General features: G+C 68.8%; 26 protein-coding genes and 2 tRNA genes. 16 read left to right on the forward strand and 12 right to left on the reverse strand.

The features are described from left to right. Positions 1–50: 50 nt before the first annotated feature. Both pheA and serS read left to right on the forward strand, forming a co-directional pair. Positions 51–971 (forward strand): prephenate dehydratase, encoded by a 921-nt coding sequence (pheA, locus tag PKF00_RS02720; protein WP_271215712.1) that lies wholly within the window; start codon positions 51–53, stop codon positions 969–971. Between the two features lie 113 nt (positions 972–1,084). After that, on the forward strand, positions 1,085–2,347 hold the full coding sequence (gene serS, locus PKF00_RS02725) for a serine--tRNA ligase (RefSeq protein WP_271215713.1): 1,263 nt from the start codon (positions 1,085–1,087) through the stop codon (positions 2,345–2,347). Between the two features lie 68 nt (positions 2,348–2,415). Here the strand turns inward: serS and PKF00_RS02730 are convergent, their stop codons facing one another. Next, positions 2,416–3,894, reverse strand: coding sequence for a hypothetical protein (locus PKF00_RS02730; protein ID WP_271215714.1), 1,479 nt, complete (start codon positions 3,892–3,894; stop codon positions 2,416–2,418). A 73-nt stretch (positions 3,895–3,967) separates the two neighbouring features. Then, the gene (locus tag PKF00_RS02735) at positions 3,968–4,549 is read right to left on the reverse strand and encodes a TetR/AcrR family transcriptional regulator (protein WP_271215715.1); all 582 of its coding nucleotides are present in this window, start codon (positions 4,547–4,549) and stop codon (positions 3,968–3,970) included. A gap of 105 nt (positions 4,550–4,654) precedes the next feature. On the opposite strand from PKF00_RS02735, the gene PKF00_RS02740 reads away from it, so the two are divergent. Next, positions 4,655–5,830 (forward strand): FAD-dependent oxidoreductase, encoded by a 1,176-nt coding sequence (locus tag PKF00_RS02740; RefSeq protein ID WP_271215716.1) that lies wholly within the window; start codon positions 4,655–4,657, stop codon positions 5,828–5,830. 356 nt (positions 5,831–6,186) lie between these two features. On the opposite strand, the gene PKF00_RS02745 is transcribed toward PKF00_RS02740, so the two are convergent. Beyond that, positions 6,187–6,390, reverse strand: a complete 204-nt coding sequence (locus PKF00_RS02745) for a cold-shock protein (protein ID WP_012886943.1) — start codon at positions 6,388–6,390, stop codon at positions 6,187–6,189. A gap of 237 nt (positions 6,391–6,627) precedes the next feature. Between PKF00_RS02745 and PKF00_RS02750 the strand changes: the two genes are divergently transcribed. Beyond that, a complete protein-coding gene (locus PKF00_RS02750) occupies positions 6,628–7,428 on the forward strand; it encodes an HAD family hydrolase (protein WP_271215717.1) in 801 nt (266 codons plus the stop codon). Positions 7,429–8,068: 640 nt separating this feature from the next. Here PKF00_RS02750 and PKF00_RS02755 read toward each other — a convergent pair. Both PKF00_RS02755 and PKF00_RS02760 read right to left on the reverse strand, forming a co-directional pair. Continuing rightward, positions 8,069–8,578, reverse strand: coding sequence for a bacterial proteasome activator family protein (locus PKF00_RS02755; protein WP_271215718.1), 510 nt, complete (start codon positions 8,576–8,578; stop codon positions 8,069–8,071). A 5-nt stretch (positions 8,579–8,583) separates the two neighbouring features. Further along, entirely contained in the window at positions 8,584–9,540 is a 957-nt protein-coding gene (locus PKF00_RS02760; protein ID WP_271215719.1) for an NAD(P)H-quinone oxidoreductase, read from the reverse strand. Between the two features lie 222 nt (positions 9,541–9,762). Here PKF00_RS02760 and PKF00_RS02765 point away from each other — a divergent pair, with 222 nt between their 5' ends. Then, positions 9,763–12,309 (forward strand): MinD/ParA family ATP-binding protein, encoded by a 2,547-nt coding sequence (locus tag PKF00_RS02765; protein ID WP_271215720.1) that lies wholly within the window; start codon positions 9,763–9,765, stop codon positions 12,307–12,309. A gap of 122 nt (positions 12,310–12,431) precedes the next feature. Beyond that, positions 12,432–12,523: transfer RNA gene (locus PKF00_RS02770), tRNA-Ser, on the forward strand. A 387-nt stretch (positions 12,524–12,910) separates the two neighbouring features. Here the strand turns inward: PKF00_RS02770 and PKF00_RS02775 are convergent. Beyond that, positions 12,911–13,708, reverse strand: coding sequence for a neutral zinc metallopeptidase (locus tag PKF00_RS02775; protein WP_271215721.1), 798 nt, complete (start codon positions 13,706–13,708; stop codon positions 12,911–12,913). Positions 13,709–13,862: 154 nt separating this feature from the next. Further along, a tRNA-Pro gene (locus tag PKF00_RS02780) sits at positions 13,863–13,997 on the reverse strand. Between the two features lie 255 nt (positions 13,998–14,252). Between PKF00_RS02780 and PKF00_RS44585 the strand changes: the two genes are divergently transcribed. After that, the gene (locus PKF00_RS44585; RefSeq protein WP_344925659.1) at positions 14,253–14,990 is read left to right on the forward strand and encodes a hypothetical protein; all 738 of its coding nucleotides are present in this window, start codon (positions 14,253–14,255) and stop codon (positions 14,988–14,990) included. Between the two features lie 59 nt (positions 14,991–15,049). Then, on the forward strand, positions 15,050–15,223 hold the full coding sequence (locus PKF00_RS02790; protein ID WP_271215722.1) for a hypothetical protein: 174 nt from the start codon (positions 15,050–15,052) through the stop codon (positions 15,221–15,223). 101 nt (positions 15,224–15,324) lie between these two features. On the opposite strand, the gene PKF00_RS02795 is transcribed toward PKF00_RS02790, so the two are convergent. Then, positions 15,325–15,459 carry a helix-turn-helix transcriptional regulator gene (locus tag PKF00_RS02795; protein WP_271215723.1) on the reverse strand — a complete coding sequence of 45 codons (135 nt, stop codon included), beginning with the start codon at positions 15,457–15,459 and terminating at the stop codon, positions 15,325–15,327. Positions 15,460–15,514: 55 nt separating this feature from the next. Continuing rightward, the gene (locus PKF00_RS02800) at positions 15,515–15,739 is read right to left on the reverse strand and encodes a hypothetical protein (RefSeq protein WP_271215724.1); all 225 of its coding nucleotides are present in this window, start codon (positions 15,737–15,739) and stop codon (positions 15,515–15,517) included. Between the two features lie 105 nt (positions 15,740–15,844). Between PKF00_RS02800 and PKF00_RS02805 the strand changes: the two genes are divergently transcribed. Next, positions 15,845–16,159 (forward strand): hypothetical protein, encoded by a 315-nt coding sequence (locus PKF00_RS02805; protein WP_271215725.1) that lies wholly within the window; start codon positions 15,845–15,847, stop codon positions 16,157–16,159. On the opposite strand, the gene PKF00_RS02810 is transcribed toward PKF00_RS02805, so the two are convergent. After that, positions 16,140–16,700, reverse strand: coding sequence for an NUDIX hydrolase (locus tag PKF00_RS02810; RefSeq protein ID WP_271215726.1), 561 nt, complete (start codon positions 16,698–16,700; stop codon positions 16,140–16,142). The genes PKF00_RS02805 and PKF00_RS02810 overlap by 20 nt on opposite strands. Before the next feature lie 109 nt (positions 16,701–16,809). Between PKF00_RS02810 and PKF00_RS44450 the strand changes: the two genes are divergently transcribed. The 7 genes from PKF00_RS44450 (at position 16,810) to PKF00_RS02840 (ending at position 22,507) form a co-directional block, all read left to right on the forward strand. After that, entirely contained in the window at positions 16,810–17,220 is a 411-nt protein-coding gene (locus tag PKF00_RS44450) for a creatininase family protein (protein ID WP_309298363.1), read from the forward strand. After that, positions 17,153–17,524, forward strand: coding sequence for a creatininase family protein (locus PKF00_RS44455; RefSeq protein ID WP_309298364.1), 372 nt, complete (start codon positions 17,153–17,155; stop codon positions 17,522–17,524). The genes PKF00_RS44450 and PKF00_RS44455 overlap by 68 nt, the downstream gene beginning before the upstream one ends. Positions 17,525–17,594: 70 nt before the next feature. Further along, positions 17,595–18,125 (forward strand): histidine phosphatase family protein, encoded by a 531-nt coding sequence (locus tag PKF00_RS02820; RefSeq protein ID WP_271215727.1) that lies wholly within the window; start codon positions 17,595–17,597, stop codon positions 18,123–18,125. 457 nt (positions 18,126–18,582) lie between these two features. Then, the gene (locus PKF00_RS02825) at positions 18,583–19,092 is read left to right on the forward strand and encodes a hypothetical protein (RefSeq protein ID WP_271215728.1); all 510 of its coding nucleotides are present in this window, start codon (positions 18,583–18,585) and stop codon (positions 19,090–19,092) included. Positions 19,093–19,628: 536 nt separating this feature from the next. Next, positions 19,629–19,931, forward strand: a complete 303-nt coding sequence (locus tag PKF00_RS02830) for a hypothetical protein (RefSeq protein WP_271215729.1) — start codon at positions 19,629–19,631, stop codon at positions 19,929–19,931. Positions 19,932–20,367: 436 nt separating this feature from the next. Next, complete coding sequence (locus tag PKF00_RS02835; protein ID WP_271215730.1) at positions 20,368–20,622, forward strand: hypothetical protein; 255 nt, start codon at positions 20,368–20,370, stop codon at positions 20,620–20,622. 694 nt (positions 20,623–21,316) lie between these two features. Beyond that, complete coding sequence (locus PKF00_RS02840; protein ID WP_271215731.1) at positions 21,317–22,507, forward strand: WD40 domain-containing protein; 1,191 nt, start codon at positions 21,317–21,319, stop codon at positions 22,505–22,507. Positions 22,508–22,684: 177 nt separating this feature from the next. On the opposite strand, the gene PKF00_RS02845 is transcribed toward PKF00_RS02840, so the two are convergent. Continuing rightward, entirely contained in the window at positions 22,685–23,671 is a 987-nt protein-coding gene (locus tag PKF00_RS02845; RefSeq protein ID WP_271215732.1) for an aldo/keto reductase, read from the reverse strand. Positions 23,672–24,081: 410 nt separating this feature from the next. Then, a complete protein-coding gene (locus tag PKF00_RS02850) occupies positions 24,082–25,254 on the reverse strand; it encodes an MFS transporter (protein ID WP_271215733.1) in 1,173 nt (390 codons plus the stop codon). Between the last annotated feature and the right edge of the window lie 185 nt (positions 25,255–25,439).

Genomic DNA, 25,439 nt, shown 5'->3' on the forward strand with positions numbered 1-25,439 from the left:
TATGCAATTTCGCGCACACTTTCGGACAGGCGCCGGATAGCCTGGGAGGCATGCCCAGACTCGCCTACCTGGGACCGGAGGGCACCTTCACCGAGGAGGCCCTGCGGATCCTGGCACCGCACGCCGAGCGTCTGCCGAGCGCCAACGTCGGCGCCGCGCTGGACGCCGCCCGTCATGGCGAGGCCGACGGCGCCGTCGTCCCGCTGGAGAACTCACTCGAGGGCGGCATCACCAGCACCCTGGACGAGCTCGCCCGGGGTGAGCCGCTGCTCATCGTCGCCGAGCTGCTGCTGCCCGTCGAGTTCTCGCTCCTGGTCCGGCCCGGCACCCGCATGCGGGACATCAAGCGGATCTTCACCCATCCGGCGGCCATCACCCAGTGCCGCAACTTCACCGCCCGCGAGTTCCCCGACGCCGTGGTGGTCTCGGCCCCTTCGACCGCCGCGGCGGCCCAGGAGGTCTCGCTGCCCGACTCGCCGTACGACGCGGCCATCGCGGCGCGCATCGCCGGAGACAACTACGGCCTGGTCGAGCTCGCCTCCGACGTCGGCGACCGCTCCGACACCGTGACCAGGTTCGTCCGGGTGGCCCGTCCGGGGGCGCTGCCCGAGCCCACCGGCTCCGACCGCACCTCCCTGGTCGCCTTCCTCGCCGACGACCACCCGGGCGCGCTGCTGGAGATGCTCACCGAGTTCTCCGTGCGCGGCGTCAACCTGACCCGCATCGAGTCGCGTCCGACCGGTGACGGCATCGGCCGCTACTTCTTCCACTTCGACTTCGAGGGCCACGTGGCCGACGCCAGAGTCGGCGAGGCCGTCTCCGGGCTCCACCGGGTCTGCTCGGACGTGCGCTTCCTCGGCAGCTATCCGCGGGCGGACGGCCTGTCGCCGCAGATCAAGCGGGGCACGGCCGACGACGACTTCGCCGAGGCCGCGAGCTGGCTGGCCAGGATCCGCGGCGGTCAGGTCTGAGCTCCCGCGAAACGCGGGGCCGAAAGGGGACGGGGCGCGCGGACCGGAGGGCATGACACCTGAAGGGGGTAATAGGGGCGCGGGCGCGAGCCGTACGTCGGTAGCCTTGTTCTGTGATTGACCTGCGTACCCTTCGTGAGGATCCCGACCGGCTACGGGCGTCGCAGCGTGCCCGCGGTGAGGACGACTCTGTCGTCGAAACGCTGCTCGACCTGGACGAGCGCAGGCGCGGCGCGCTGAGTCGCTTCGAGACGCTGCGCGCCGAGCAGAAGAGCATCGGCAAGTCGGTCTCCCGCGCCTCGGGAGAGGAGAAGGCGGCGCTGCTCGACCGGGCCAAGGACCTCGCCGTGCAGGTCAAGTCGGCCGAGACCGAGGCCGAGAAGCTCGCGGGGGAGCTCGACGGGCTGCTCTACACGGTGCCCAACCTCGTCGAGGAGGGCGCTCCCCACGGCGGCGAGGACGACTACGTCGTGCTCGAGGAGGTCGGCGAGAAGCCGGTCTTCGACTTCGAGCCGCGTGACCACCTGGAGCTCGGCGAGCTGCTCGGCGCGATCGACATGGAGCGCGGCGCGAAGGTCTCCGGCTCGCGGTTCTTCTTCCTGAAGGGCGTCGGCGCCAGACTCCAGCTCGGGCTGCTCAACATGGCGATGCAGCAGGCGATCGAGGCGGGTTTCATCCCGATGATCCCCCCGGTGCTGGTGAAGCCGGAGTCGATGCAGGGCACCGGCTTCCTCGGCGCCCACGCGAGCGAGGTCTACCACCTGCCGGAGGAGAACCTGTTCCTGGTCGGCACGAGCGAGGTGCCGATGGCGGCCTACCACGCCGACGAGATCCTCGACGGCTCGGCGCTGCCGTACCGCTACGCCGGATGGTCCTCCTGCTTCCGCAGGGAGGCCGGGTCGTACGGCAAGGACACCCGGGGCATCATCCGGGTCCACCAGTTCGACAAGATCGAGATGTTCTCCTACTGCCGTCCCGAGGACGCGGCGCAGGAGCACCGGCGTCTGCTCGACTGGGAGAAGGAGATGCTCGCCAAGGTCGAGCTGCCCTACCGGATCATCGACACCGCCGCCGGAGACCTCGGGACGAGCGCCGCGCGGAAGTTCGACTGCGAGGCGTGGGTGCCCAGCCAGGGCCAGTACCGCGAGCTCACCTCGACCTCCAACTGCACCGACTTCCAGGCGCGCCGCCTCGCCGTGCGCTTCCGCGACTCCGGCGGCAAGCCCCAGCACGTGGCCACGCTGAACGGCACCCTCGCCACCACCCGCTGGATCGTCGCCATCCTGGAGAACCACCAGCGGGCCGACGGCTCCGTCGAGGTCCCCAAGGCCCTGCGCCCCTACGTCGGCCTCGACGTCCTCGAGCCGGTCAAGTAGCACTCCGCGGTCAGGGTCGCGCCTGACGCCGAGGGCCCACGCCGTACGTCGGCGTGGGCCCTCGGCGTTCACGTCTCGGGAGTGGTGCGGGGCTTCGCGTTCACGTCTCCGGGGGTGGACGGAGCCGGGGCCGAGGCGGCGCCCGGGACTCTCGCGGCCCTCCAGCCGATGGCGGCGGACCCCACGACCCCGGCGCCGCCGACGATCCAGGCGAGGAACGTCGCCGTCGAGTAGTCGTCGGGAACGCCCGAGCTCCAGCCGGAGAAGATCAGGCGGATCGTGAGCGCCGTGCAGACGGCCGTGACGGCGGGAGCGAGCCAGGCCAGGACGGACACGCGCGACCTGGCCGCCGCCGTGGCCGCGAGGCACACCGCGAGGAAGGCGCAGGCGAGGCCGAGGAGCACCAGCGGGGCGAAACCGGTGACGCTCCACACGAACCCGAGCGAGGCCAGGAGACAGGCGGCCACGGACAGGCCGCTGACCCGTCGTTCGTGACGGCGTGCCATGGACAGGCAGAGCAGGAAGCCGAGCAGACCGGCGAAGAGGCCGGAGACGTACTCCGGCGTCAGATCGAGGTCCGGCGCGTGGAGCGGGGTCGCGGCCTCCTCGGAGAAACCCTCGGCCGAGAAGCCGAGCCGCCGCCAGGTTCCCCGCACGTCCCGTACGGCGATGCCGTCGGAGCCGTTAGTCATCACCACCACGTGCCCGTCTGGCCGGGACTGGACCGCGAGGCTCGAAGAGCCCTGCCACAGTGACCCGTGGCGCTCGTCGTCGTGTCGCCGCAGCACCTCCTCCCGCCCCGGAGTCACCCCCCACACCGTCTTCCAGCTCGTCCCGCCGTCCAGGGACTCGTCCACGGCCATGCGCGGAGGGGCGACGCGGTAGCAGTGCCGCGGTTCGTCCGGCAGGCAGGCGCTGGTCGCCCCCTGGGGGATCGGGGTGGGGGTGGGGGCCGGAGAGGAGGTGGGGTCCGGCCGTCTGTTCCAGGTCCGGCCACCGTCGCGAGAGACGACCTTCCCGTGGGAGTCGTAGTCGAGGAAGACGGTGATCGCCTCGCTGTCAGCCAGAGCCGACACGGCCGAGGGCGGTGGGGTCGCCTGGGAGGTGGCGGTCACCGCGACCAGGGCGACGGGGACGACGATCAGCGCGCGGGCCCGCCGTACGGCGTGGCCGGAGCGGCAGCGGCGCCAGACCAGCCAGGCGAGGCCGAGCGCGGGCAGGGCGGCCAGGTCGGACGGGTCGGCCAGCACCCGGGAGGGCCCCGCGAGCAGGGACCAGGCGTGGGAGGCGAGAGCCGCCCCCGCCTCCGTGGACTTGACCAGGGCGAAGCCGACGCCGGTGGCGACCGTCGCGGCCAGGGGAGGGACACGGACCAGGGCGAGCAGGGGCGGAGCCACGAACAGGCCCGCCACGTCGCTCAACTTGCCGGTGACCGGTCCGGGCCAGAGGCCCTTGAGCACGTGGTCGTTGACCAGCAGCACGAAGACGGCGATCACGGTGACGGGATGGCCGAGCCAGGGCAGGGCAGAGCCGGAAGGATGCCTCATGCCGGGATAGACGCCTCGCTCCCGGGCCTGGTTCGGACGGCGCGTCCCTCGTGATCAGGCTGTGTCGTGCCCGTCACCCACGGGACGCCGCCGAGGGCGCCGTGTGCGCGTCACCCACGAGATATCGCTGGAGGGTGGGTCCCAGCCAGTCCACGACGTCCTCGCGTGACATGGCGACCACGGGCGGCAGGCGGAGCACGTAGCGGCACAGGGCCATGCCGAGGACCTGGGTGGCGACGAGGCCCGCCCTGACCGGCGCCGGCCGGGCGGCGTCGCCGATCCCGGCGATCAGGGGGCCGAGCTGGCCCGCGAAGATGTCGCGCATGCGCTCGGCCACGGCCTCGTTGGTCACGCCGGTGCGCAACAGGATCATCATGCCCTCGTCCTGTTCCCAGCGGTCCATGAAGTGCCCGGCGAGCGCCCTGCCCACCTCGTCGCGGGGGATCGTCGTCAGGTCGGGCAACCTCAGGTCGAAGTCCGCGGCGGCGGCGAACAGCTTCTCCTTGTTGCCGAAGTAGCGCATCACCATGGCCGGGTCGATTCCCGCGTCGGAGGCGATGGCGCGGATGGTGGCCGCCTGGAAGCCGTCGGCGGCGAAGCGTTCCCGCGCCGCCGCCAGGATCGCGGCCTTGGTGTCCTCGGAGGATCTCCTCATGTCAACAAGTGTAGGCCAACATGTGTTGACATCCATCTCGCGGAGGGGCACTGTTGTGTCAACAGGCGTTGGCCAACATGTGTTGACATAGCTGCGGAGGTTGAGATGCCCGAGACGCTTCCCAAGACGCTCCACGAGACGCTTCCCGAGACCACGGACGTCCTCGTCGTCGGCGCGGGACCGACCGGCCTCACCGTCGCCCTCTCCCTCGTCGAACAGGGGGTCGACGTGACCGTCGTCGACGGCCAGGCGGCCGGCGCCAACACCTCCAGGGCCGCCGTGGTCCACGCCAGGACGCTGGAGGTCCTGGAGGGCCTCGGCGTCTCGGAGCGGCTGACCGCCCTGGGCGTCCACGCCCCCCGGTTCACGATCAGGGACCGGGACAGGACGCTCGTGCCGGTCGCGTTCGACGACCTCCCGACCCGCTACCCCTACACGCTGATGGTCTCCCAGGCGGTCACGGAGCGGGTCCTGCTGGAGCGCCTGACCGAGCTGGGCGGCCGGGTCGCCAGGCCGTACACCCTGGAGAGCCTCACCCAGGACGACCGGGGGGTGACCGCGGTGCTCGCCGGCGGCGCGACCGTCACCGCGAAGTACCTGGTCGGCGCGGACGGCATGCACAGCACCGTCCGTGAGCAGGCGGGCGTCGGGTTCACCGGCGGGGAGTACGGCGAGTCGTTCACCCTGGCCGACGTACGTCTCACCGGCGACCTGCCGGGAGACGAGGTCGTCCTTTACTTCTCACCCGCAGGGCTGGTCGTGGTCGCCCCGCTGCCCGGCGGCGTTCACCGGATCGTCTCCATCGTGGACGAGGCGCCGGCCAGGCCGGATGCGGCGTTCGTCCAGGAACTGCTGGACGGCCGGGGGCCCGAGAGGGGCCGGGTCGTGGTGCGGGAGGTCGTCTGGGGGTCGCGGTTCCGGATCCACCACCGGGTGGCCGACGCCTTCCGCGCGGGACGGGTGCTGCTGGCCGGGGACGCCGCGCACGTCCACAGCCCCGCGGGGGGCCAGGGAATGAACACCGGCATCCAGGACGCCACCGCGCTGGGCTCGGCGCTCACGGCGGCCCTCAGGGGCGACCAGGCGGCTCTGGACGTTTACGCGGAGGCGCGCCGCCCGGTCGCCAGGCAGGTCGTCGCGTTCGCGGGGCGTCTGTCGCGACTGGCCAACATGAACAGACGCCTGCGCCCGGCCAGGAACCTGGTTCTCCGGGCCCTGGCGCTCAGCCCGGCCTTCCGCAGGGCTCTCGCCTGGCGGTTGTCAGGCCTGGTCTACCGCTGAGACGGAACCTCGCGGACGCCCGGGCCTCGGCGGCGGCACGCGGGCGGGGCTCACGGCGGGCCGCGTGGCCCTGTGAGGGCCCGTAGGGGCTCGTGGGGGTGTGTTCGGCCTTGGGAGTGGCTTGGGTGAGAGAGGGGGCGTCTGAGGGCCGTGGGGGCTTCAGAGAGCCAAGCGGGGGGCGGAGGGCCTCGAAGGGGGCTCCGAGAGGCCGAACGGGATCCGGCGGGCCCGCCGGTCCCTGCGGCGCCGGAAAGCCCCGACAGAGGCCTGAAAGGTCGGATAGAGCCCGAAAAAGGAGCAAGGCGGGGTTCGCTCGAAGCGAACCCCGCCTTACTCCTCTACCAGAGGTCTATGCGTCAGACGGCGCGGACCTGCGAGGCCTGCGGACCCTTCTGGCCCTGCGTGATCTCGAACTCGACCCGCTGGCCGTCCTCGAGGCTACGGTAGCCGTTGCCCTGGATCTCGGAGAAGTGCACGAACACGTCCGGTGCACCGCCGTCCGGTGCGATGAAGCCGAAGCCCTTTTCAGCGTTGAACCACTTGACGGTTCCCTGAGCCATTAAAGCTCTCCCTCAGGATTTGAAACTTTGGGATTCACACCTCATGAACCCCATGTGTCGTACAGCGGGCCCCGGGGTGGTTCAGTCAAACTGGTTTTCACAACGGGATTCAGCTAATACAACGCCATCACATCTAACACTATCTGGCGCGGTCGTGTTCCCGCCACGAGGAAGATTCCTCCGAGACGGATCCCGGGGGTGGTGTCCGTCGCATCACAGTGCAGACTGGAGCCTGTTATGGGATGCCCCCGGCTCGTCGCCACAGACCTCGACGGCACCGCTCTGCGCTCCGACGGCACCGTCTCCCCCCGGACCGCGGCGGCCTTCGCCCTGGTGGAGGGCGCGGGGGCCACGCTGGTCTTCGTGACGGGACGTCCGCCCAGGTGGATGCACACGGTCGCGGGAGCCGTACGGCACCGGGGGCTGGCCATATGCGCCAACGGCGCGCTGGTCTACGACCTGCACACCGAGCAGGTCGTGAAATCTCATCTCATCGCCACAGACGTCCTTGAGGAGGTCGTGAGGCGGCTCCGCGAGAAGGTGCCGGACCTCGTGTTCTCCGTGGAGTACGAGGGCGGGTTCGCCCACGAGGCCGCCTTCCGTCCCGGCCGCCTCGACCTCATGACGGGGGTGGGAGTCCAGGTCGACGCGGACGCGCTCATCTCGCGGCCGTGCGCCAAGCTTCTGGCCCTGCACCCCGGGATGGACGCCGACATCCTGCAGGCGGCGGTGCAGGGGCTGGTCGGCGAGTTGGTCACGCCCACCCACTCCAGCGGTCGCGCCATGATCGAGATGAGCGCCCACGGCGTGACGAAGGCGTCCGCCCTGGCCGCCCTCGCCGAGGACGGGGACATCACGCCCTCGGAGGTCATCGCCTTCGGCGACATGCCGAACGACCTGCCGATGCTGAGATGGGCAGGCACCTCCTACGCCGTCGCCAACGCCCATACGGAGGTGCTGGCCGCGGTCGACCACGTGACGGCGGCCAACGACGACGACGGGGTCGCCAGGGTCCTCGAAACCCTTTACAGCGAGTGATTGACAGTTGTTTACGATGGATAACGTCCCTTTTACGGTAAGTAGCCCCTTTTGTGGCAAGTGGCGGCCCTTTACGGCAGGTGACACCGAGCCTTACGGTGAGTGATCCCGAACCCGCTGCGGTCGACGCCCGCGAACTCCTCTCGGGCAGGCATTCGCCGACCTTCGAGCGGCCCCCTCACCCGCGCCTCACGGCCGCTTCCCGGGACCTTTCCCGCTTCCGCGGTCGCCGGGGTCTCCGGGGCCGTTGAGGGCCGGTGGCCCACGGAGCGGCCAGGGACCGCTCGGGCCCGTCGGCGGGAGCCCGTACGACTCACGGCCACTCACGGCCAGAAGGCTCGCGGAGGCGCACGGCGCACGGCCAGAAGGCTCGCGGAGGCTCACGGCTCACGACTCACGGCCAGAAGGCTCGCAGGGGCGGAGGCCCACAGCCCACGGCTCACAGTCAGGAGGCTCGGGGCCAGGAGGCTCGCACGGGCTCCCCGGCCAGAGGCCCACGCCTCACGGCCAGGGGCCTCATGGACGGGAGACCGCGCCGAGACACAGCCGGAGACGCGCGGTCAGGGGCTCGGCGGGGACTCGTCAGGGGTTCGTGGTCAGGGGCTCGCACCGGGTGACCGCGGTCAGGAGCCCTGCCCGATCACAGGTAGGGGCCCGAGCTGCCCTGCTGGCCCTCCTGCGACAGGGACACTCCACCCGGCAACGCCCTGCGCATGTTCTCCAGCTGGGCGCGGGCCGCCATCTGCTGGGCGAAAAGCGTCGTCTGGATCCCGTGGAACAGCCCCTCGAGCCAGCCGACCAGCTGGGCGTGGGCGACCCGCAGCTCCGCCTCACTGGGCGGGGTGCCGTTGCCGTCCTCGGTGAAGGGAAGCGAAAGCCGTTCCAACTCGTCGACCAGCTCGGGAGCCAGACCGTCCTCGAGCTCCTTGATGGAGCTCTGGTGGATCTCCTTGAGCCGCTTGCGACTGGCCTCGTCCAGCGGAGCCGCCCTGACCTCCTCGAGGAGCTGGCGGATCATGCTGCCGATGCGCATCACCTTGGCGGGCTGCTCGACCAGGTCGGCGACAGAGCGCCCTTCGCCGTCCTCCTCGGTCGTGACCCCCTGAGGGCCAACGACCACTACATGCGGGGTGCTCTCCTCAGCGTTCATAGTCCTCAACTTACTAGCAGGATTTTGCCGACGTGTTCCCCGGATTCCAGGATCCGGTGAGCTTCCGCGGCGTCGTCCATCGGCACCCGAGAGTGGATCACCGGGCGGACCACTCCCGCATCCACCAGGGGCCAGACGTTTTCCACGACGCCGCGCACGATGACCCCCTTCTCGTCGACAGGACGCGCACGCAGCGTGGTGCCGTGCACCGAGGCTCGTTTCGCCAGAAGCGCACCCAGGTCCAGCTCTCCCCTGGAGCCCCCCTGCATGCCGATCACGACGAGCCTGCCGCCGCTCCTGAGCGCTCTCACGTTCTTCTGGAGGTACGGACCGCCGACGATGTCGAGAATGACGTCGGCCTGGACCTTCTCCGAGAAGTCCTCCCCGTGATAGTCGATCCCCTCGTCCGCTCCCAGCTCCAGACAGCGGGCGATCTTCTCCGCGGATCCCGCCGTGACGACCACGCGCGAGCCGAACGCCTTCGCCAGCTGCACGGCCAGCGTGCCTATCCCGCTGGCGCCGCCGTGGACGAGCAGCGTCTCGCCCTTCCTGAGCCGCGCGGTCATGAACACGTTGGACCAGACGGTGCACGCCACCTCGGGCAGCCCGGCCGCCTCGACCAGGTCCACGCCGTCGGGCACGCGCATGAGCTGCTGCCACGGCACGGCGACCCGCTCCGCGTAGCCGCCGCCCGCCAGCAGGGCGCACACCCGGTCACCGACCCTGAAGCCCTCGACGTCCGAACCCACCTCGGCGACCACCCCGGAGCACTCCAGCCCCGGGTACGGCGAGGCCCCGGGCGGAGGGTTGTAGCGCCCCTGTCTCTGCAGGATGTCGGCCCGGTTGACCGCGGAGGCGGCCACGTCGACGAGGACCTCGCCCGGCTCAGGACGGGGATCGGGGACCTCCCGCCAGTCCAGCACCTCGGGTCCGCCAGGTTTATCGATCACGATGGCGTGCATGTCTCCAAAGCTATCCGCTGGGGATCAACTTGGTGGTTGCCAGCATTGACGAGAACACAGGGCGTTAACCTGCTATGTGTTTGCTGCCCTTTTACGCCCATCCCGAGGGGGAACACGGTGGCAAGACACGATCGTGAGGAATCTCTCGAGGAACAGCTTGCCTGGCTCGACGCTATCAAGGAACAGGAGGAGGCGCCCTCCATCGCGTTAAAGAGCGGTTCGATGGACGACGCCGTCATTTCGCCATATCCGAAGGACCCCTGGAGCTCGGTGCCCGCCGAGCCTGACGCGGCGTCGTCATCGCTGTTCCGCACGGCCGCCGACTCCTCCCGCGACCTCCCGGGCACGGCCACGGCCGTGCCGGGCCTGTCCGCCGAGGACGCCGACGCGGCCGACTGGATGGAGGCGTCGGGGCCGGTGAGCTCCTTCACCGTGCCTCCCGCGACATCGGCCCCCTCACGGGACGACGAGGGTTTCCTCGCTCCCCTCAAGCCGTTGCCCCGCTACGAGGCGGACGACGCGGACGACTACTCCACGGGCAAGCTCACGGACGGTCACACCGTCGGCGAGTTCGCCGAGCCCGAAGCCCGCACGCCGTACATCGAGCCCGAGCCCGAGCGGTCCCGCGGTCTGTTCGAACAACCCCACCGTCCGCTCGACGCGTCGGAGACCTTTCCTCTGGTCGACGCGGAGTCGCGCGGTCCCGGCGTGTCGCACGGCTCCGAGACGTCGCACGACCACGGCCTCTCACCTGAGCCGGGTCTTTCACGAGGCTCCGAGCTCATGTCAGAGCCCGGCTCCTCCCACGGGCCCGACCAGCCGCACGGGCCCGACGCCTCCCACGGCCCGCACGGCTCCCGCGGCGACCTTCCGCGCGAGCCCGAACTCGAACCGTTCAGACCCTCGGCCCCCGAGTCGGGGGCGTTCACACCCGGCGGCACGACCTCCGTCCACGAGCGGTTCACACCCGCGGACAGCGGCCCCGATCGCGACCGGTTCGGCTTCGGTGGTTTCGAGCAGGACGACGCCGGTCAGGAGCGCGCCCCGTCCGGCTCTCCTGAGGCCGAGCCCGACCGCGCCCACGGCAGGTTCGGTTTCAGAGACACCGATCAGGAACGCGACCAGTCCGCGTTCGCGAGCGGTGAGCAGGACCGTGGCGGCTCGGTGTTCGAGGCCGCCGCGCCGTTGACGGCCGAGGAGCCGCCCCAGCGTGCCCCTGAGCGCGTTGAGCGCACTGAGCGCACTGAGCGCACTGAGCGCCTTGAGCATGCCGAACGCGCCGAGCATGCCGGCCGTCCTGAGCGTGCCGAGCCCGAGGCCGCGGAGTCGTTCCGGACCACGGGTTCCTTCGGCGCCGACGCGCCGAAGGAGGCGGTGCCTGAGCGCTCCTCCAAGAGCGGCACAGGGGCGTTCGGCGCGGAGCCCTCTCCGGCTCCTGCCGCCGCTCCGGCTTTCGACCGGAACTGGGACAGGCCTTTCGGCCAGGACAGCCCCTTCGGTCAGGACAAGCCCTTCGGGCAGCGAGGCGGGCCCTTCACCCAGGAGGAGCCGGGCAGACCGGACAAGCAGGGCGGGTCAGGGGGGCCGGACAAGCAGGACAGGTCCACAAGAGGAGACAGGGAAGCCTCCTTCACCTCGGAGAGGGACACCACCTTCGCCCCCGGCCAGGACAAGTCCTTCGTCCCGGAGACGCCTTCCGCGCCCGAGCGGGAGACACCCTTCGCCCCCAGCAGGGACACGGCCGAGCCGGTGCGGGAGCCGTACCAGCCTCGCCGCCGTCACTCGGCCCCGCCGCCCGCTTTCAGCGCCCCGTCCCGGCAGGCCTCAGGAGGCAGGCCGTCAGCCGACAGCCTGGACCCCGAGTCGCTGCTCAGAGGACGTCGCAACGCGCCGTCCGGCGGCTGGCGCAGGCTGATCTACAAGGCGTCCGCCGGACTGATCAAGCCCGGTGAGTCCCCCGAGGCCCGCCGCCGCCGCGAACTGGTCGCCCGCGCCCGCACCCCCGTCGCGACGGGCCACCACCGCGTCGCCGTACTGAGCCTGAAGGGCGGCGTCGGAAAGACCACCACCACGGTCGGGCTCGGCGCGACCCTCGCCCAGTCCCGCGGCGACAGGGTCATCGCGGTCGACGCCAACCCCGACCGCGGCACCCTGTCGGACAAGGTGGAGCTCGAAACCTCCGCCACGGTCCGCGACCTGCTCAACGAGCGCCAGCAGATCAAGCGCTACGTCGACATCAGGGCCTTCACCTCACAGGCTCCCTCGCGCCTGGAGATCCTCGCCTCCGATCGCGACCCGTCGGTCTCCGAGGCGTTCAGCTCCTCCGACTACCAGTCGGTGGCCCAGGTCCTGGAGAACTTCTACTCGATCTGCATCACCGACTGCGGCACCGGCCTGCTCCACTCGGCCATGTCCGGCGTCCTCGGCCTGGCCGACCAGCTCGTCCTGGTGAGCTCACCGTCCGTAGACGGCGCCCGCGCCGCCTCGGCGACCCTGGACTGGCTGGAAGCCCACCACTACGAGGAACTGGTCCGCTCCGCCACGGTGGTGCTGTGCAGCGTCCGCCCCCGGTCGAAGTCCACCGTGGACCTCGACCGCCTCGAAGCCCACTTCGCAGCCCGCTGCCGGGCCGTGATCCGCATTCCCTACGACCCCCATCTGGAGGAGGGAGCCGAGATCGAACTGGACAGGCTCCAACCCGCGACCCGTGACTCCTACCTCCGCCTGGCCGCCTCCGTCGGCGATGGCTTCGCCGGTCAGCAACCCTGAGTCCCGATACGGCGGACGCCCCGCCCCCGAAACGGAGACGGGGCGTCCGCCGAGTCCCGGGCACGCCCGGAGCAGTGAGAGACTAAGGTGCAATCTGACACGTTCTTATCGCGTGTCGCCCAGGAGAGCTCGCCTAGTGGACGATGGCGGCGGTCTTGAAAACCGCTAGGGCCGGTGACGGTCCTCGTGGGTTCGAATCCCACGCTCTCCGCCAACCTCCGAAAACGGCGTCTGACCAGGGGTTTTCCCTCGGTGGGGCGCCGTTAGTCGTTTCGGGGCTGCGCAGCCGTACGCCACCGTGAGCACCCCTCGGCCGGTGCTCGCGGAATATACGCGGAATGATGTTGGTCACGTTTCCCCAGGTCACGCTGTGAAACCCGATGAGACGTGCCGGTTCGACGCGAAGCCAAGTCGCCGGATCCCGGACCGTGACCGACACCATCTGACGTCGGAGAAACGGTTCTTGGGAGTCCAAGGTCGTCCGGCTACGTCCATGGCCGTTGTCGCTCAGTCCGAAGGGCTTGGCCGTACCTCAGACATCCCAAACCGTTGGCTGGTGCGAGTGCTTTCCCCGCCTTCCCTCGTCATGGGAAACCAGCCGTCAGGCAACGTGGGATGCCGGCGCGGTCCAGGTGTTGCACGCGGCCGGGGAGGCGGCGGTGAACCCCTTCTGCAGCCAGGCGACCCGATTCTTCCCAGTGCCGTGGCTGCGTTCCTTGTTGACCTCCTCATCGCCGCTCTGCCGGTAGAGGTCCACGACGTCCTTCCAGTCCCTGTCCTGGTACTCCTGTGAGGCCCAGACGCTGCCCATGAACGCCGCCCCCAGGCAGTCGGCCTGCAGTTCCAAACGGCGGCTCTGTGTCAACGCTTGAGCTTTGGTGCGGGCCGGCATGTTCTGGTAGGCGGTTGCCATGCCGGTGAGATTCTGAAGGTGATGGGCATACTCGTGCGCGATGAGGTGCAGCGTCACCGGGTCGGCCGGGTCCGTGATGGCGTAGTCGCTGATCAGGATCACCAACTGCCGGCCGTTGTCGCAGTAGCGGCCGGTGACGTTCTTGCCCCAGGCCGACCCGCACGCGCGACTGGGCTTTGCCATGAACCGGATCTTCGGCTTCTTGAACGGTAGGCCGACCTTCTTCAGCTGCGCAGACCACGAGGCGTCCAAGCAGTTCAGCATCGCTGTCAGGTGCTTTTTGGCGGCGGTGAAGCTGCCGGAGTCCTCCAGTTGGTGGCCGCAGGGCACCGTTAGCTTGCCGCTGCGGTACAGCGGGTTGCGGGTCAGTGCTTCAGTGCCGGTGGGAACAGGTACGCCAGCGGCGCCGGTGCCGGCATGGGCAGTGCCGGTAAACAGTAGACCGGCCAGCGCCCCGGCCAGCAGGGCGATACGGGGGGTATGCACGGGGCCAAACCCTATAGAAGCGGTGATAGGGACCGAAGGCATTTAATCCTCACCGTGCCAGCCCGCTGGCGACAGGCTGGCAGCGAATCAACCGCATGGCTTCCGAACAGCGAAAAGGCCCGGCTCCATCATCTGGAACCAGGCCGTGCCCCGGTGGAGATGAGGGGATTCGAACCCCTGCCCCCTTCGTTCCGAGCGAAAGGCCCCGTGGTGAAGGGACCCTTGAGCGTAGGTGCGATCATGCTGCGAGTGCATCCTCGATTCGCCGGTTGGCGACCTCCACACCCCCGTCGATGCACTTGGCGTAGACCCTGAGCAGCACGTCCACCCCGTGCCCCGCCCGCTCAGCCACATCGGGGGCCGCCACCCCGGCGTTGAGCCAGAGCGACACAGCCGCGTGTCGTAGATCGTACGGCCGGGCCGCCAGAGGGGACACCTGCTGTTCGGGAGTCAGCGCCAGAAGTCGAGCCGCCTTCCACGTCTCGCAGTAGGTCCCGATGGAGATCACCCCGCCACGCGAGGTCCGGAACAGTCGGCCGTCCTCGTGCGCGCCGAACTCGTCGAGGTGCTCCCGCAGGATCGCCACCAGCTCCGGCGGGATGGGCACCGGTCGCCCTTCGTCCTCGGCCCGGTGCTTGAGGCCCCGGTCGTCATGAGCCTGCCCGCTGTCGGTCCACCTCTTGTTCGCCTGTGGCTTGGACTTGGCCAGGACGAGCCGCCCCCAGCCGGTCTCGGGAAGGCGGCAGTCCTGCTTGCGCAGCCCGAGGGCCTCGGCCGGGCGCAGACCGCCGAAGTAGAGGCAGGCGAAGAAGCCCCGCAGGTGCCGGCCACGGTCGAGGCGGCCCACGTAGGTCACCGCGGTCAGCAGTTCCCGAGCCTGGACAGGATTGACCACCACCCGCCGGTCCACGACCTCCCGGACCTTCGGCGGCTTCCACGCCTTCACCTTGCCGATCGGGTTGGAGGCCAGCTCCTCCAGGTCCACGGCGTACTGCAGGGCGTTGTAGAAGACCGACCGCTTCCGGGCGATCGTGGTGGCAGCGGCGGCCCCACCGTCGAGGTTGAGCGTCAGCGCGTCCAGGCCGAGCCGTACGTTACGCACCTTGGAGAGGGCGTGCACGGACAAGGAATGGCGCTCAAGCCACATAAGGGCCGACCGAATCGTTTCCGGGCGCTTCACCTGCCGGGTGGCGGGAGGAAGCGCGTACTCTCGCAGAGCCTCCCGGAGAACGAGCGGCTCAGGCTTACCGGGCGCATTCTCATCGACGAGAGCAGGGGGTGACAGTTGCCAGTGCGTCAGTGAGGCTGTCACGGGTCTTGGCCGCGACATGAGGCCATTTCATGTCCACGTACGCCCAGGCGAAGGCGAACCACGTGACCGCGTTCTTCACCTTGGTCATGGAGACGGGTAACCCGGTTTCCGGGCCGAAGGCCTCACCCCGCTTGGCCGCCTGGCGGAGGTCGGAGAGAAAGCTCTCGGCGAGAGCCTTCGTACGCAACGTCTTCGACTTCTGACGGCCGCCTACTTTCCAGCGGACCTTGTAAGAGCTCGTAAGAGGCGGTCTTACTCGACTGGTTACGCCGCACCTCCCAGAACTTCACGTCATAGGAGGTGATCACGCGGCCTCCCGGAGGGATTCCAGCCAGGTCGTGACCTCGCTGCGCCACACGCGGATCTCGCCGTTCGGGAGCTTGAGGTCCTGGGGAGCGTGGCCGATCTTCCGCCAGCGGTAGAAGGCGCGCCGGGACACCCCGCCGAGCTTGTTGAGGATCTCCGGCAGGTCATGAGCTCGTCGCGGTTCTTGTTCATGCCGCCTCCCTCAGCGCCGTGGTTGCCGAAAGATCAAGGACGGGTCTGCCGTCGGCTCTGGCCCGGAGTTCGTCGAGGCGGGCGCGGGTTCGGTGGCGGTTGGCCACGCCGCGCAGCAGCCGGACCTGCAGCGGGGTGCGGGGCGGGTCCTTGGTCGAGACGGGCCGCCAGATGTAGCGGTGCGGGTCGGTGGCGGTGTCGTCGGCGGGTAGACCGAGCATGTCGAGCACCCAGGCGCGGTGGTCGGCCTTGTGGTCGCGCAGGGTCTTGTTCGACCACTTGCGGAGAGCAGGACGCGGCGTCCGGCGTAACCGAGGTGTTCGGCCTTGTGCGCCTTGCCGTACCTGTCCCTGGACGCCCACCACCTGGCCCGCTGGCACGGTAACTGCCTGGTGCGTTTCGGTGACCCCGGCACCGTCGAGGACCTGCGCTCAGCCCTGGCCGGGATGGACGGCACCTACAACCGCGCCGAATCCGGAGTCCGCTGCGACCTTGCCCACGCCCTCCTCGCCCAAGGCGAAGCCGAGGCAGCCCAACCCCACATCCAGCGAGCCCGGCAACTGGCGACCATGATCGGCTCACGCCGCCAACGCCGCCGCATCGAGAAACTCACCAAGGCCGTCAGGCGCGCCCTGAGTTGAGCCGATCCCGGGCGGCGTACAAACCGATCAGCGTCCCTGAAGTCCAGATGTCCCCGTGGGCGATGATGTCCGGGATCTGCGCCATCGGAATCCACTCGACGAGATCCGCCTCGATCTCCCCGGTCGGACTGCCGACCAGCTCGGCCCCACGGGCGAGAAACAGGTTGTGCTCGGAGTCGACCATGCCCGCCATCGGCTGATAGGTGAGCAGGTGCTCGATCTCCTTGACCCGGTACCCGGTCTCCTCCTCCACCTCCCGGGCCGCCGTGTCGATGGCCTCCTCACCCGCGTCGATCAGGCCGCCGGGCAACTCCCAGCCCCATCGGTCGGCCAGGAACCGGTGCCGCCACATCAGCAGCACCCGGTCCCGTTCGTCGACCACCACGGCGATCGCCGCCCGGTCCAGGTGCACCGCGTGATGCTCGAACCGCTCCCCGTCCGGGATCTCGACATCGACGAGCCCGAGCCGGATCCCCCGGTTGTCATAGATCAGTCGCTCACCGTGCACGACCCAGCGCGACCGCTCCTCATCGGTAGCCACACGGCGAAGCTACTGCTGACCGTGCCTGACATGTAGCCCTGTTGGCCGCTATACAGCTTCGAACGAGCCCACGGTGACTTTCCCCGCCAGTCATCCCAGGAGGAGAACAGTGATCAAATCGCTGCCCACCGCGACCACCACCGAGGAACGCCACCGCAACGCCCCCATCGCGATCCTGCCCGTCGGCAGCTTCGAACAGCACGGCGACCACCTGCCGCTCAGCACCGACACGATCATCGCCACCCTCATCTGCCGAAAGATCGCCGACGCCTACCCCGTGCTGCTGCCGCCCCCGATCACCATCTCCTGCTCCCACGAGCACAGCGCCTGGCCCGGCACCGTCAGCATCTCCGCCCGCACCCTGCACGCCGTCATCACCGACATCCACGACTCGGTCACCCGCGCCGGGCCCCCGCGCCCTGGTGGTGGTCAACGCCCACGGCGGCAACTACGTGCTGAGCAACGTCGTCCAGGAGGCCGGCGCCGAAGGTCGCACGATGGCCCTGTTCCCCACCCGTGAAGACTGGCAGCAGGCCCGGGCCGCCGCCGAGCTGGCCAACTCCATGCACGAGGACATGCACGCCGGAGAGATCGAGACCTCGATCCTGCTGCACGCCTGCCCCGAGGTGATCCGCCCCGGCTACCAGGACGCCGACCACATCGCCGACGACCGCCGCCACCTGCTGACCGAGGGCATGCGGGCCTACACCGACAGCGGGGTCATCGGTCGTCCGTCCCTGGCCACTGCCGAAAAGGACAAGGCCGTCCTCGACGCCCTGACCAGCGGTTTCGCCGACGTGGTAGCCCTGCTCGCCAAGTCCTGAGCATTGCCGTCCGCTCTGGGAGAAGAACAAGGAGATGTTTCAGGGGTGGCGTTAGCGTGACGTCATGCCAGTGGAGATCGTGTTCGAGACACACTCATGGAGCCAGGACAACGATCAGGGGATCGCCACCGGATGGCTACCCGGACGGCTGTCCGAACGAGGCCAACGCTTGGCCGTGGAGCTGGGGGAGCGGCGGCGCGAGGACGGTCTCACCGCTGTTTTCACCTCGGATCTTACCCGGGCGGTGGAGACCGCTTCCCTGGCCTTCGCCGACACCGGTGTTCCGGTCCTGCATGACTGGCGGCTTCGGGAGTGCGACTACGGCGACGGCAACGGCATGCCTGCGGTTCAGCTGCACCGCAACCGGTCCGCGTATCTCGACAAGCCTTATCCCGGGGGAGAGAGCTGGCGGCAGGCGGTACACCGGGTGGGCCGCTTCCTCAACGATCTGCCCCTGCGCTGGTCCGGCACCCGGGTCCTGGTGATCGGACACGTCGCGACGCGATGGGCGTTCGATCACCTCATCGACGGCACACCCCTGGAAGAGCTGGTGAACTCCGACTTCGGCTGGCGTGAGGGATGGGAGTACCGACTGACCTGACGGGGGTTGGACCGCGCGTCAGTCAGTCGTGGAAGGCTGCTCGATGCCCAGAACCACGCACAGGATCAGGACACCGTGCGGGAAGCCGTGCGCGAACACTGCCGAATTGTTCTTATGAGTATCAAGCGGCGGCGCGCCGTACCCCCGGCCCTCCGCCCGCCCGCCCGCCGTCCGGGCGTGCGGCCTGGGGGCCGGTCCCGGACGGCGGCGGGACACCGGGCCGGGCACCGCACGCCGGCCCCGCCGTACCGATCGAACGCGCCGGTCAGGGGTGCCGCGCCGCCGCACGGATGCAGCTCTACGATCGCCACGGCATGGCTGGCCGCCGGACATGGTTGGGGGCGATCGAAGGTCCAGAGCTTCGTTCCTCAGTCCTGGCCCACCGAGTAACGTGGCTGATCTTCGAACTGCGGACAGCTGGCCGGTCTATCGGTGGCGGACTCTACGATCGCCACCTATGAGCCCCTATGCGGAGACCGTCCGGGTGGAAGTAGACGTCGAGGACTGCAGCACTGTCTTACTGGCGGACTGGGACGGCGACGACGCGGGCGACGTGGTGTGGTCCGTCGCGCTCGTCACGGTACGGAAGGCCATGGCCGAACTGTCGATCGTGTATCAGCACGGCGACGGCATTCCCTTCACGGTGACCATCGCCGACCACGACCCGGGCGCCGACCTCGACGGGTACGAGGAGATCGTGGAGATCGACTTCCTGTCAGCGACCGGCGAGATCTCCCTGATCGGATGGTGCATGGACTGGGACGATACGGCGATGCGCCGCCTTCCTCCGCTACCAGCCGGTCCAGGCCTCCACCGGCTGCGTTACCACGTCTGCAGCACGCTTGAGAAGCGGCCGGATTTCGCTGGCAACCATCACTACCTACAGATCTGGCCCGCACAGCCGTCCCCGCCCGTCGTCGTCAAACAGGGCGAATGGATCGCTCATTTGAACGACGCCGCCACCTGAGCCTCGTGGCCGGGCGGCGTGTGCAATATGCGTGCAATGATCAAGAGCATGAAGGTGCGCCTCGGAGGTTCCACCGTAGGTGGAAGGACGTGCATAGTTCGCAACGGTCACGAGCTGTAAAACCGTCGGCTCAGCCTACGCGGGTTCAAGTCCTGCACCTACCACACCAGCAGAAAGAGCCTTCTTACCACTGGAAATGCGGTGCGAGGGCTCTTCTCGTATGTCTCACCATGTTCCGGTCGAAAGGTCGACAAGGCCGATATCAGCGGTATCAACACTCGGTCAACGGCAAGAGTGTGTGATCAGCGCTATTGGCGAATGACAGTCCCGCTCAACATCACCGACCGGGTCAAGGGCGCCTGCGGCGTCGCTTCGCGGTCAACTTCGTTGACCCTTGACACGGCGGCAGTGGGATGGTGGTCGGGCGCAGATGGGGAGCGGGACGTTCTTGACTCGCGGCGTCCAGGGCGTATCTTCCTTTTAGGAAAGTTTCTTAACGGAAGCGCCATTTACCTTCGGAATCGGAGGAAGCGCACATGAGAAGAAGCTGGGCCGCGGCCGTGTCCGCCACCGCCCTGCTCACCGCGTCGCTGCTGGTGGGCTCCGCGTCCCCCGCCCACGCCGCCCCGACGGGCTGCACCACCTGGCAGGTGGGGTACGTCGTCTACAGCAAGTGCACGGGCGGCACGGGCACGCAAGCGGTTCACGCGAGCGGCCTGCACGTGAACCCTGTATGGGGACCGTACTCTATGGACGGTCCTCGGGTGGGGGTGGGCGAGATATCGTCGGTCAACTTCCCGGGCACCGTGCAGTACCGAGGCGTCACCTTGTACGACTGACGCGACAACGAGCGACATGACGACGCCCGCTCCTCCCCCTTCGGGAGGAGCGGGCGTCGCGTTCAGACACCACTCATTGGAAAGCTGCGCATTCAGCACAGCGGGGAGATGAAGAGCCAGCCCCGGTACCAGTACGCCAAAGTCGTGGGGCAGAACAGTCGAGGGCCTTTCCTGCATGCGGTGCCCATCTGATGCCCATTCCCATGGCTCCAGGCTTATTCGGGCTGGGCAGAGCGTTATAGGCGCGGGTCTGTAAAACCGTCGAGGCTTAGGAGCCCGGCAGCAGGCATCCGTGGTCTTCTCCTAACATGATCGAATGAGTGGCCGTCGAGGTGACCGGGAAGCAGCCGAGGGAAACTGGAGCTCCCTTCGGGAGGCTGTACACCACCTCGCTCTGCCCGCACACGGACAGCTTCAATGGATCGGATCCATGTGCGTGGACGAACTGGCCCTCGATTTCGATGCTGTCTATCCCGCCTCGTGGCAGTCACGTGAGGCCGGATGGATCTCCGAAGGACTCGCTGCCGTCCTCAGCACCATCGACCAGAAGCTGACTGCCCTCACTGAGCAAGGCTCTTCGGCATGGACCGAGGAAGCCTTGCATTCCCATCCCGGATGGCAGGAGCTGAGGGGACTCGCTCACCGTGCGCTCACCCTCATGCTGGCCGAGCCTTGGTCTGTCCCCTCTTGATCGAATCGCGCCGCTCGCCTACCAACACGACCGCGGGATATACGCGGGATGATCTTTGGTGGTCGAGGCGCGGGAAGGTGCTGCCGCCCTGGTCAGAGACCCTGCCAGGGCTTGGAACGCAGTGCTCTTGAAAACGACTGGGGCCGGTGACGGTCCTCGTGGGTTCGAATCCCACGCTCTCCGCTCACCTCGCAAAACGGCGCCTGACCAGGGGTTTCCCCTCGGTGGGGCGTCGTTGGTCGTTTCGGAGGTGCGCAGCCGTACGCCACCGAGAGCGGTTCCATGTCGTCGGTCGTGGGATGTCCGTGGGATGGAACTCAGTGAGTTTCCCCCGGTCAAGCCTGAGAAAACTGCGCCGAGGCAGCCGAGGCAATGGGAGGACAGTAGTGGAACAGGTCTACTGGGACCGGATACCGGGGCCACGTCGGCGCCTTTCCGAGGCCGCTCAGGCCGCGACGGAGACACTGGCCTGATCCGTGTCCGCCCAGCAGGCCGCCCGCGCGTTGGCCGATCTCCGGTACGCGGTCACGGACGACCATGCTGGAACCCTCTACCTGGCCGCCGTGCCCGCGACGACTGTGCTCCGGCCGTCCCTCTACCACGGAGGGCGCCTCGCGAAACGGCACAGGTTGACACCTCGGCAGGCGGTGGAAAACTCCTCTCGGGGAGAGGGTGATCCTAAGAAAGGTCCACGGTGTCACTGCGCCAGTCATGGACAGCGGACTATGAACCACTGTGCCGCCCGTTCGACAATTGGACTCTGCCCATCGAAGAACTCAACCTCACGGTTCGTCCGTACAACCGTCTCAAGCGCGCGGGCATCCACACCTACAGCGAGTTGACCGCCCGCAGTGAGCAGGACCTGCTGGCGATCGAGGGCTTCGATCCCACGATGGTCGAAGAGGTCAAACAGCGACTCGCCGATGTCGACAAGTCGCTGCGCCCCCTTCCACCCGACACGGCCCGGGAACACGTCGCCGTCATCGAACTCAGCGGTACGCCGTCCGTCCGAGCGGTGGCCTTTCACCCTGACGGCCGCCTGCTGGCCACCACAGGCGAGGCCGACACCGTGCGGCTGTGGGACACCACCACCGGCCAAGCCGTCGGCGCCCTGCTCACGGGCCACACCGACACCGTCCACGCGGTGGCCTTTCACCCTGACGGCCATCTGCTGGCCACCGCCGCCGCGGACGACACCGCGCGGCTGTGGGACACCACTACCGGCCAACCCGTCGGCACTCCCTTGGCCGGCCACATCAGATCTGTCTTCGCGGTGGCCTTCCATCCTGACGGCCACCTGCTGACCACCGCCGGCTGGGACTATGGGGTGCGGCTGTGGGAGGTCTCCACCCGCAGGCTCATCGCCCTGTTCACCGGCCATACCGGCACCATCTGGTCGGCGGCCTTTCACCCCGACGGCCACTACCTGGCCACCGCGAGCGAGGACGGCACCGTACGGCTGTGGGACGCCACCGGCCAGACCGTCGCCCTGTTCAGCCACGCCAAGCCTGTCCACACGCTGGCCTTTCACCCTGACGGCCACCTGCTGGTCACCGCAGGCGAAGACGGCGCAGTACGGTTGTGGGACATCGCCACCGGCCAGTCCGTCGACGCCCCGCTCACCGGCCACACCGAAGCCGTCTGGTCAGCGGCCTTCCACCCCGGCGGCCGCATCCTGGCCACTGCCAGTGTGGACGGCACGGTGCGGTTGTGGGACATCGCCACCGGCCAGACCGTCGCCCTGTTCATCGGCCGCTTCAGGTTCTTCTATCCAGTGGCCTTTCACCCCGACGGCCACCACCTGGCCATCGCGGGCAACGATGGCACAGCACGGTTGTGGGACATCCCAACGCCACTTGGGACCGTACCACCGGTCGCAAAGTAGCTTTGGGCGACGAAACAGGGGCAAGTCATGCGCTCTCCAGATCGCGGGTGGTGAGCATCGTCCCTCTGTGAAGCTGCGGTACTGGCCGCCCCTCGTCCTCGGCCCGGTGCTTCAGGCCTCGATCGTCGTGGGCCTGCCCGGAATCGGTCCACCTCATCGAGTACGACCGCGGCGGGCTCAGCCGTTGACGAAGGCGAGGTTGGTCGCGTCGTAGCGGGTGCCCGCGACCTGCTCGGGCGGGGCGGCGGCCTCGATGGCGGTCAGGTCCTCGGCGGACAGCTCGACGGCCAGGGCCGCGAGGTTCTCCTCCAGGTATCGCTGCCGCCGGGTACCGGGAATCGGCACCACGTCGTCGCCCCGGTGCTGCACCCAGGCCAGGGCGAGTTGGCCGGCGGTGACCCCCTTCGCCGCGGCCAGCTCGTTCAGCTTCGCGACGATCGCCAGGTTCCGCTCGAGATTGCCGTCGGCGAAACGTGGCTGGCTGCGCCGCATGTCGGTCTCCGCCAGCTCTTCGACCGAGCTGTACCGGCCGGTCAGGAAGCCGCGCCCAAGCGGGGAGAACGGGACCAGGCCGATGCCGAGCTCGCGGCAGAGCGGGACGATCTCCGCTTCCAGGTCGCGGGTCCACAGCGACCACTCGCTCTGCAGCGCGGCGATCGGGTGCACCGCGTGCGCGCGCCGGATGGTTCGCGCGCCGGCCTCGGACAGCCCGAGGTGGCGGACCTTTCCGGCCCGCACCAGCTCGGCCATGGCGCCGACGGTCTCCTCGATCGGCACCTGCGGATCGACCCGGTGCTGGTAGTACAGGTCGATGTGGTCGACCCGGAGCCGGCGCAGCGACGCCTCGCACGCCTGCCGCACATAGGCGGCGTCACCGCGGATCCGGGTGGGCTCGCCCAGGCGGTTGGCGAAGCCGAACTTCGTGGCGAGCACCACCTCGTCGCGGCGTCCGGCGATGGCCCGCCCGATCAACTGCTCGTTGTGCCCGGCACCGTAGAAGTCGGAGGTGTCCAGGAAGGTCACCCCGAGGTCGAGGGCGTGACGCAGCGTCGCGATCGACTGCGCGTCGTCCGCGGCGCCGTAGCCGTGGCTCATGCCCATGCACCCCAGGCCCTGCGCGGAGACTGCCAGTTCGCCTAGGTGTCGGGTGGGGATGTCGGTCATGCTGCTGCCTCCTAGGTTCGAAGCCGTCTGACCACGACGCTAGGTGCTGGAGCACGCTCCACGTCAACCGGGCGTGAACGTCGTCACCGGCCCTTCGCGACAGCCACCACCCGAGCCCGAACCAGCCTGACGGGCCACCTCGCCGACCCGGCGACACCCTGACCGGCGACTTCGGCAGCCCGGAACCAACGAAATCCCGCCCGATCAAGCCGATCGACGGGATCCCGCCAACTTCCTTCACGCCGTCTCAAGAACGGCCTCTGGTGGGGTGTTCACGAGTGTGATCGAGCTGGGACGAAGGAGGGGAGGCGAAGATCGTTTCCCGGGTCCAGGTTGATCGTTTTCCGAGGTCGACGCTTTGGGCGGCTTGGTTGTGGCTCCTGTCGGCTGCGGGGATGCAAGGCGCAGGCTCAGCGGGATCGGGGGAGTGACCATAGGTACATCGCCATGAGGAGAGCGGTCAGTCCGCCGCAGATCATCGCGGTGGAGACCGAGAAGGCGTCGACGACGCGTCCGCCGAGGAACGCGCCGAGTGCGAAGGTCGCCTGGAAGGAGGAGGTGAAGACGACCGTGGCGGCTTCGGGCGTGTGAGGGGAGGCGGTGATGAACGATGCCTGCGAACAGACGGGCACGCCTCCGTAGGCCAGGCCCCAGACCACGAGCAACACCACGGCGCCGGCGGTTGTGCCGCCGACCGAGGGCAGCAGCAGGGTGGTGGCCGCGATCAGGCAGCCGCAGGTTGCGAAAGCGGCTCGCAGGCGGGTGGAGGTGGCCTTGCCGGCCAGGAAGTTGCCGGCGATTCCGGCGATGCCGTACGCCAGCAGGACGGCGCTGACGGCTGCGGGACGCAGGCCGGTGACGTCCTGGAGGAAGGGCGTGACGTAGGTATAGGTGCCGAAATGGGCCAAGACGATGAGGAAGGTGGCCAGCAGGGCGGTTCTGGCGCCCCGCGTACGCAGCAGGCCGAGCAGGACGCGAGGGCTGGTGACCTGGTGGGCGGGCAGTGGCGGCAGCAGCATCAGCAGGGCGGCCAGGACGAGGACGGCCAGCGCGGCCAGGACCAGGAAGGCGGTTCGCCAGCCGGCGAGGTCGCCGATGAAGGTGCCGGTCGGTACGCCGAGCACGGAGCCCAGCGGCACCGCAGAGAAGATCACGGCGGTGGCAGTGCCGACGGCGTGCGGCGGCATCAGGCGGCCGGCCAGCCCGGCCCCGATGGACCAGAAGCCGCCGATGGTGAGGCCGACGAGCACCCTGGAGATCAGCATGACCCAGTAGGAGGTCGCCACTGCGGCCAGCACGTCGGCGGCGGCGAGCACCGCCATCAGGACGCACAACATCACGCGGCGGTCCAGGCGCGCGGTGGTCAGTGTGACGGTGGGGGCGGCGACCGCGGCGACGATGCCGGGCAGGGTCATGGTCAGCCCTGTGGCGCCGTCGGAGATGCCGAAGTCGGCGCCGATGGTGGTCAGCAGGCCGATGGGCAGGATTTCGCTGGTGACGATGGCGAAGATGCCCAGCATGAGCGAGGTGACCGTGAGCCAGCTGACGAAGGGCGAGCGGGACTGGGCGAGGGTGGTGGACATCGTTCCCGTTCAGGCAGGTGCGAGTGGACTGCGAACACAGCCAAGCAGTGGTGAGGCAGCGGGCACTGGCATGTTTCGGACGCGACCGTCGCCGTGACGACATCCGGTAGTCGCGGGGCTGTAGTCCTGCACGCATCGCCGATCACGCACGGATCCCGTCAACTTCCTTCAGGCCATCCCAAGAA

Source organism: Streptosporangium carneum (assembly GCF_027922005.1).
Taxonomy (GTDB): Bacteria; Actinomycetota; Actinomycetes; order Streptosporangiales; family Streptosporangiaceae; genus Streptosporangium; species Streptosporangium carneum.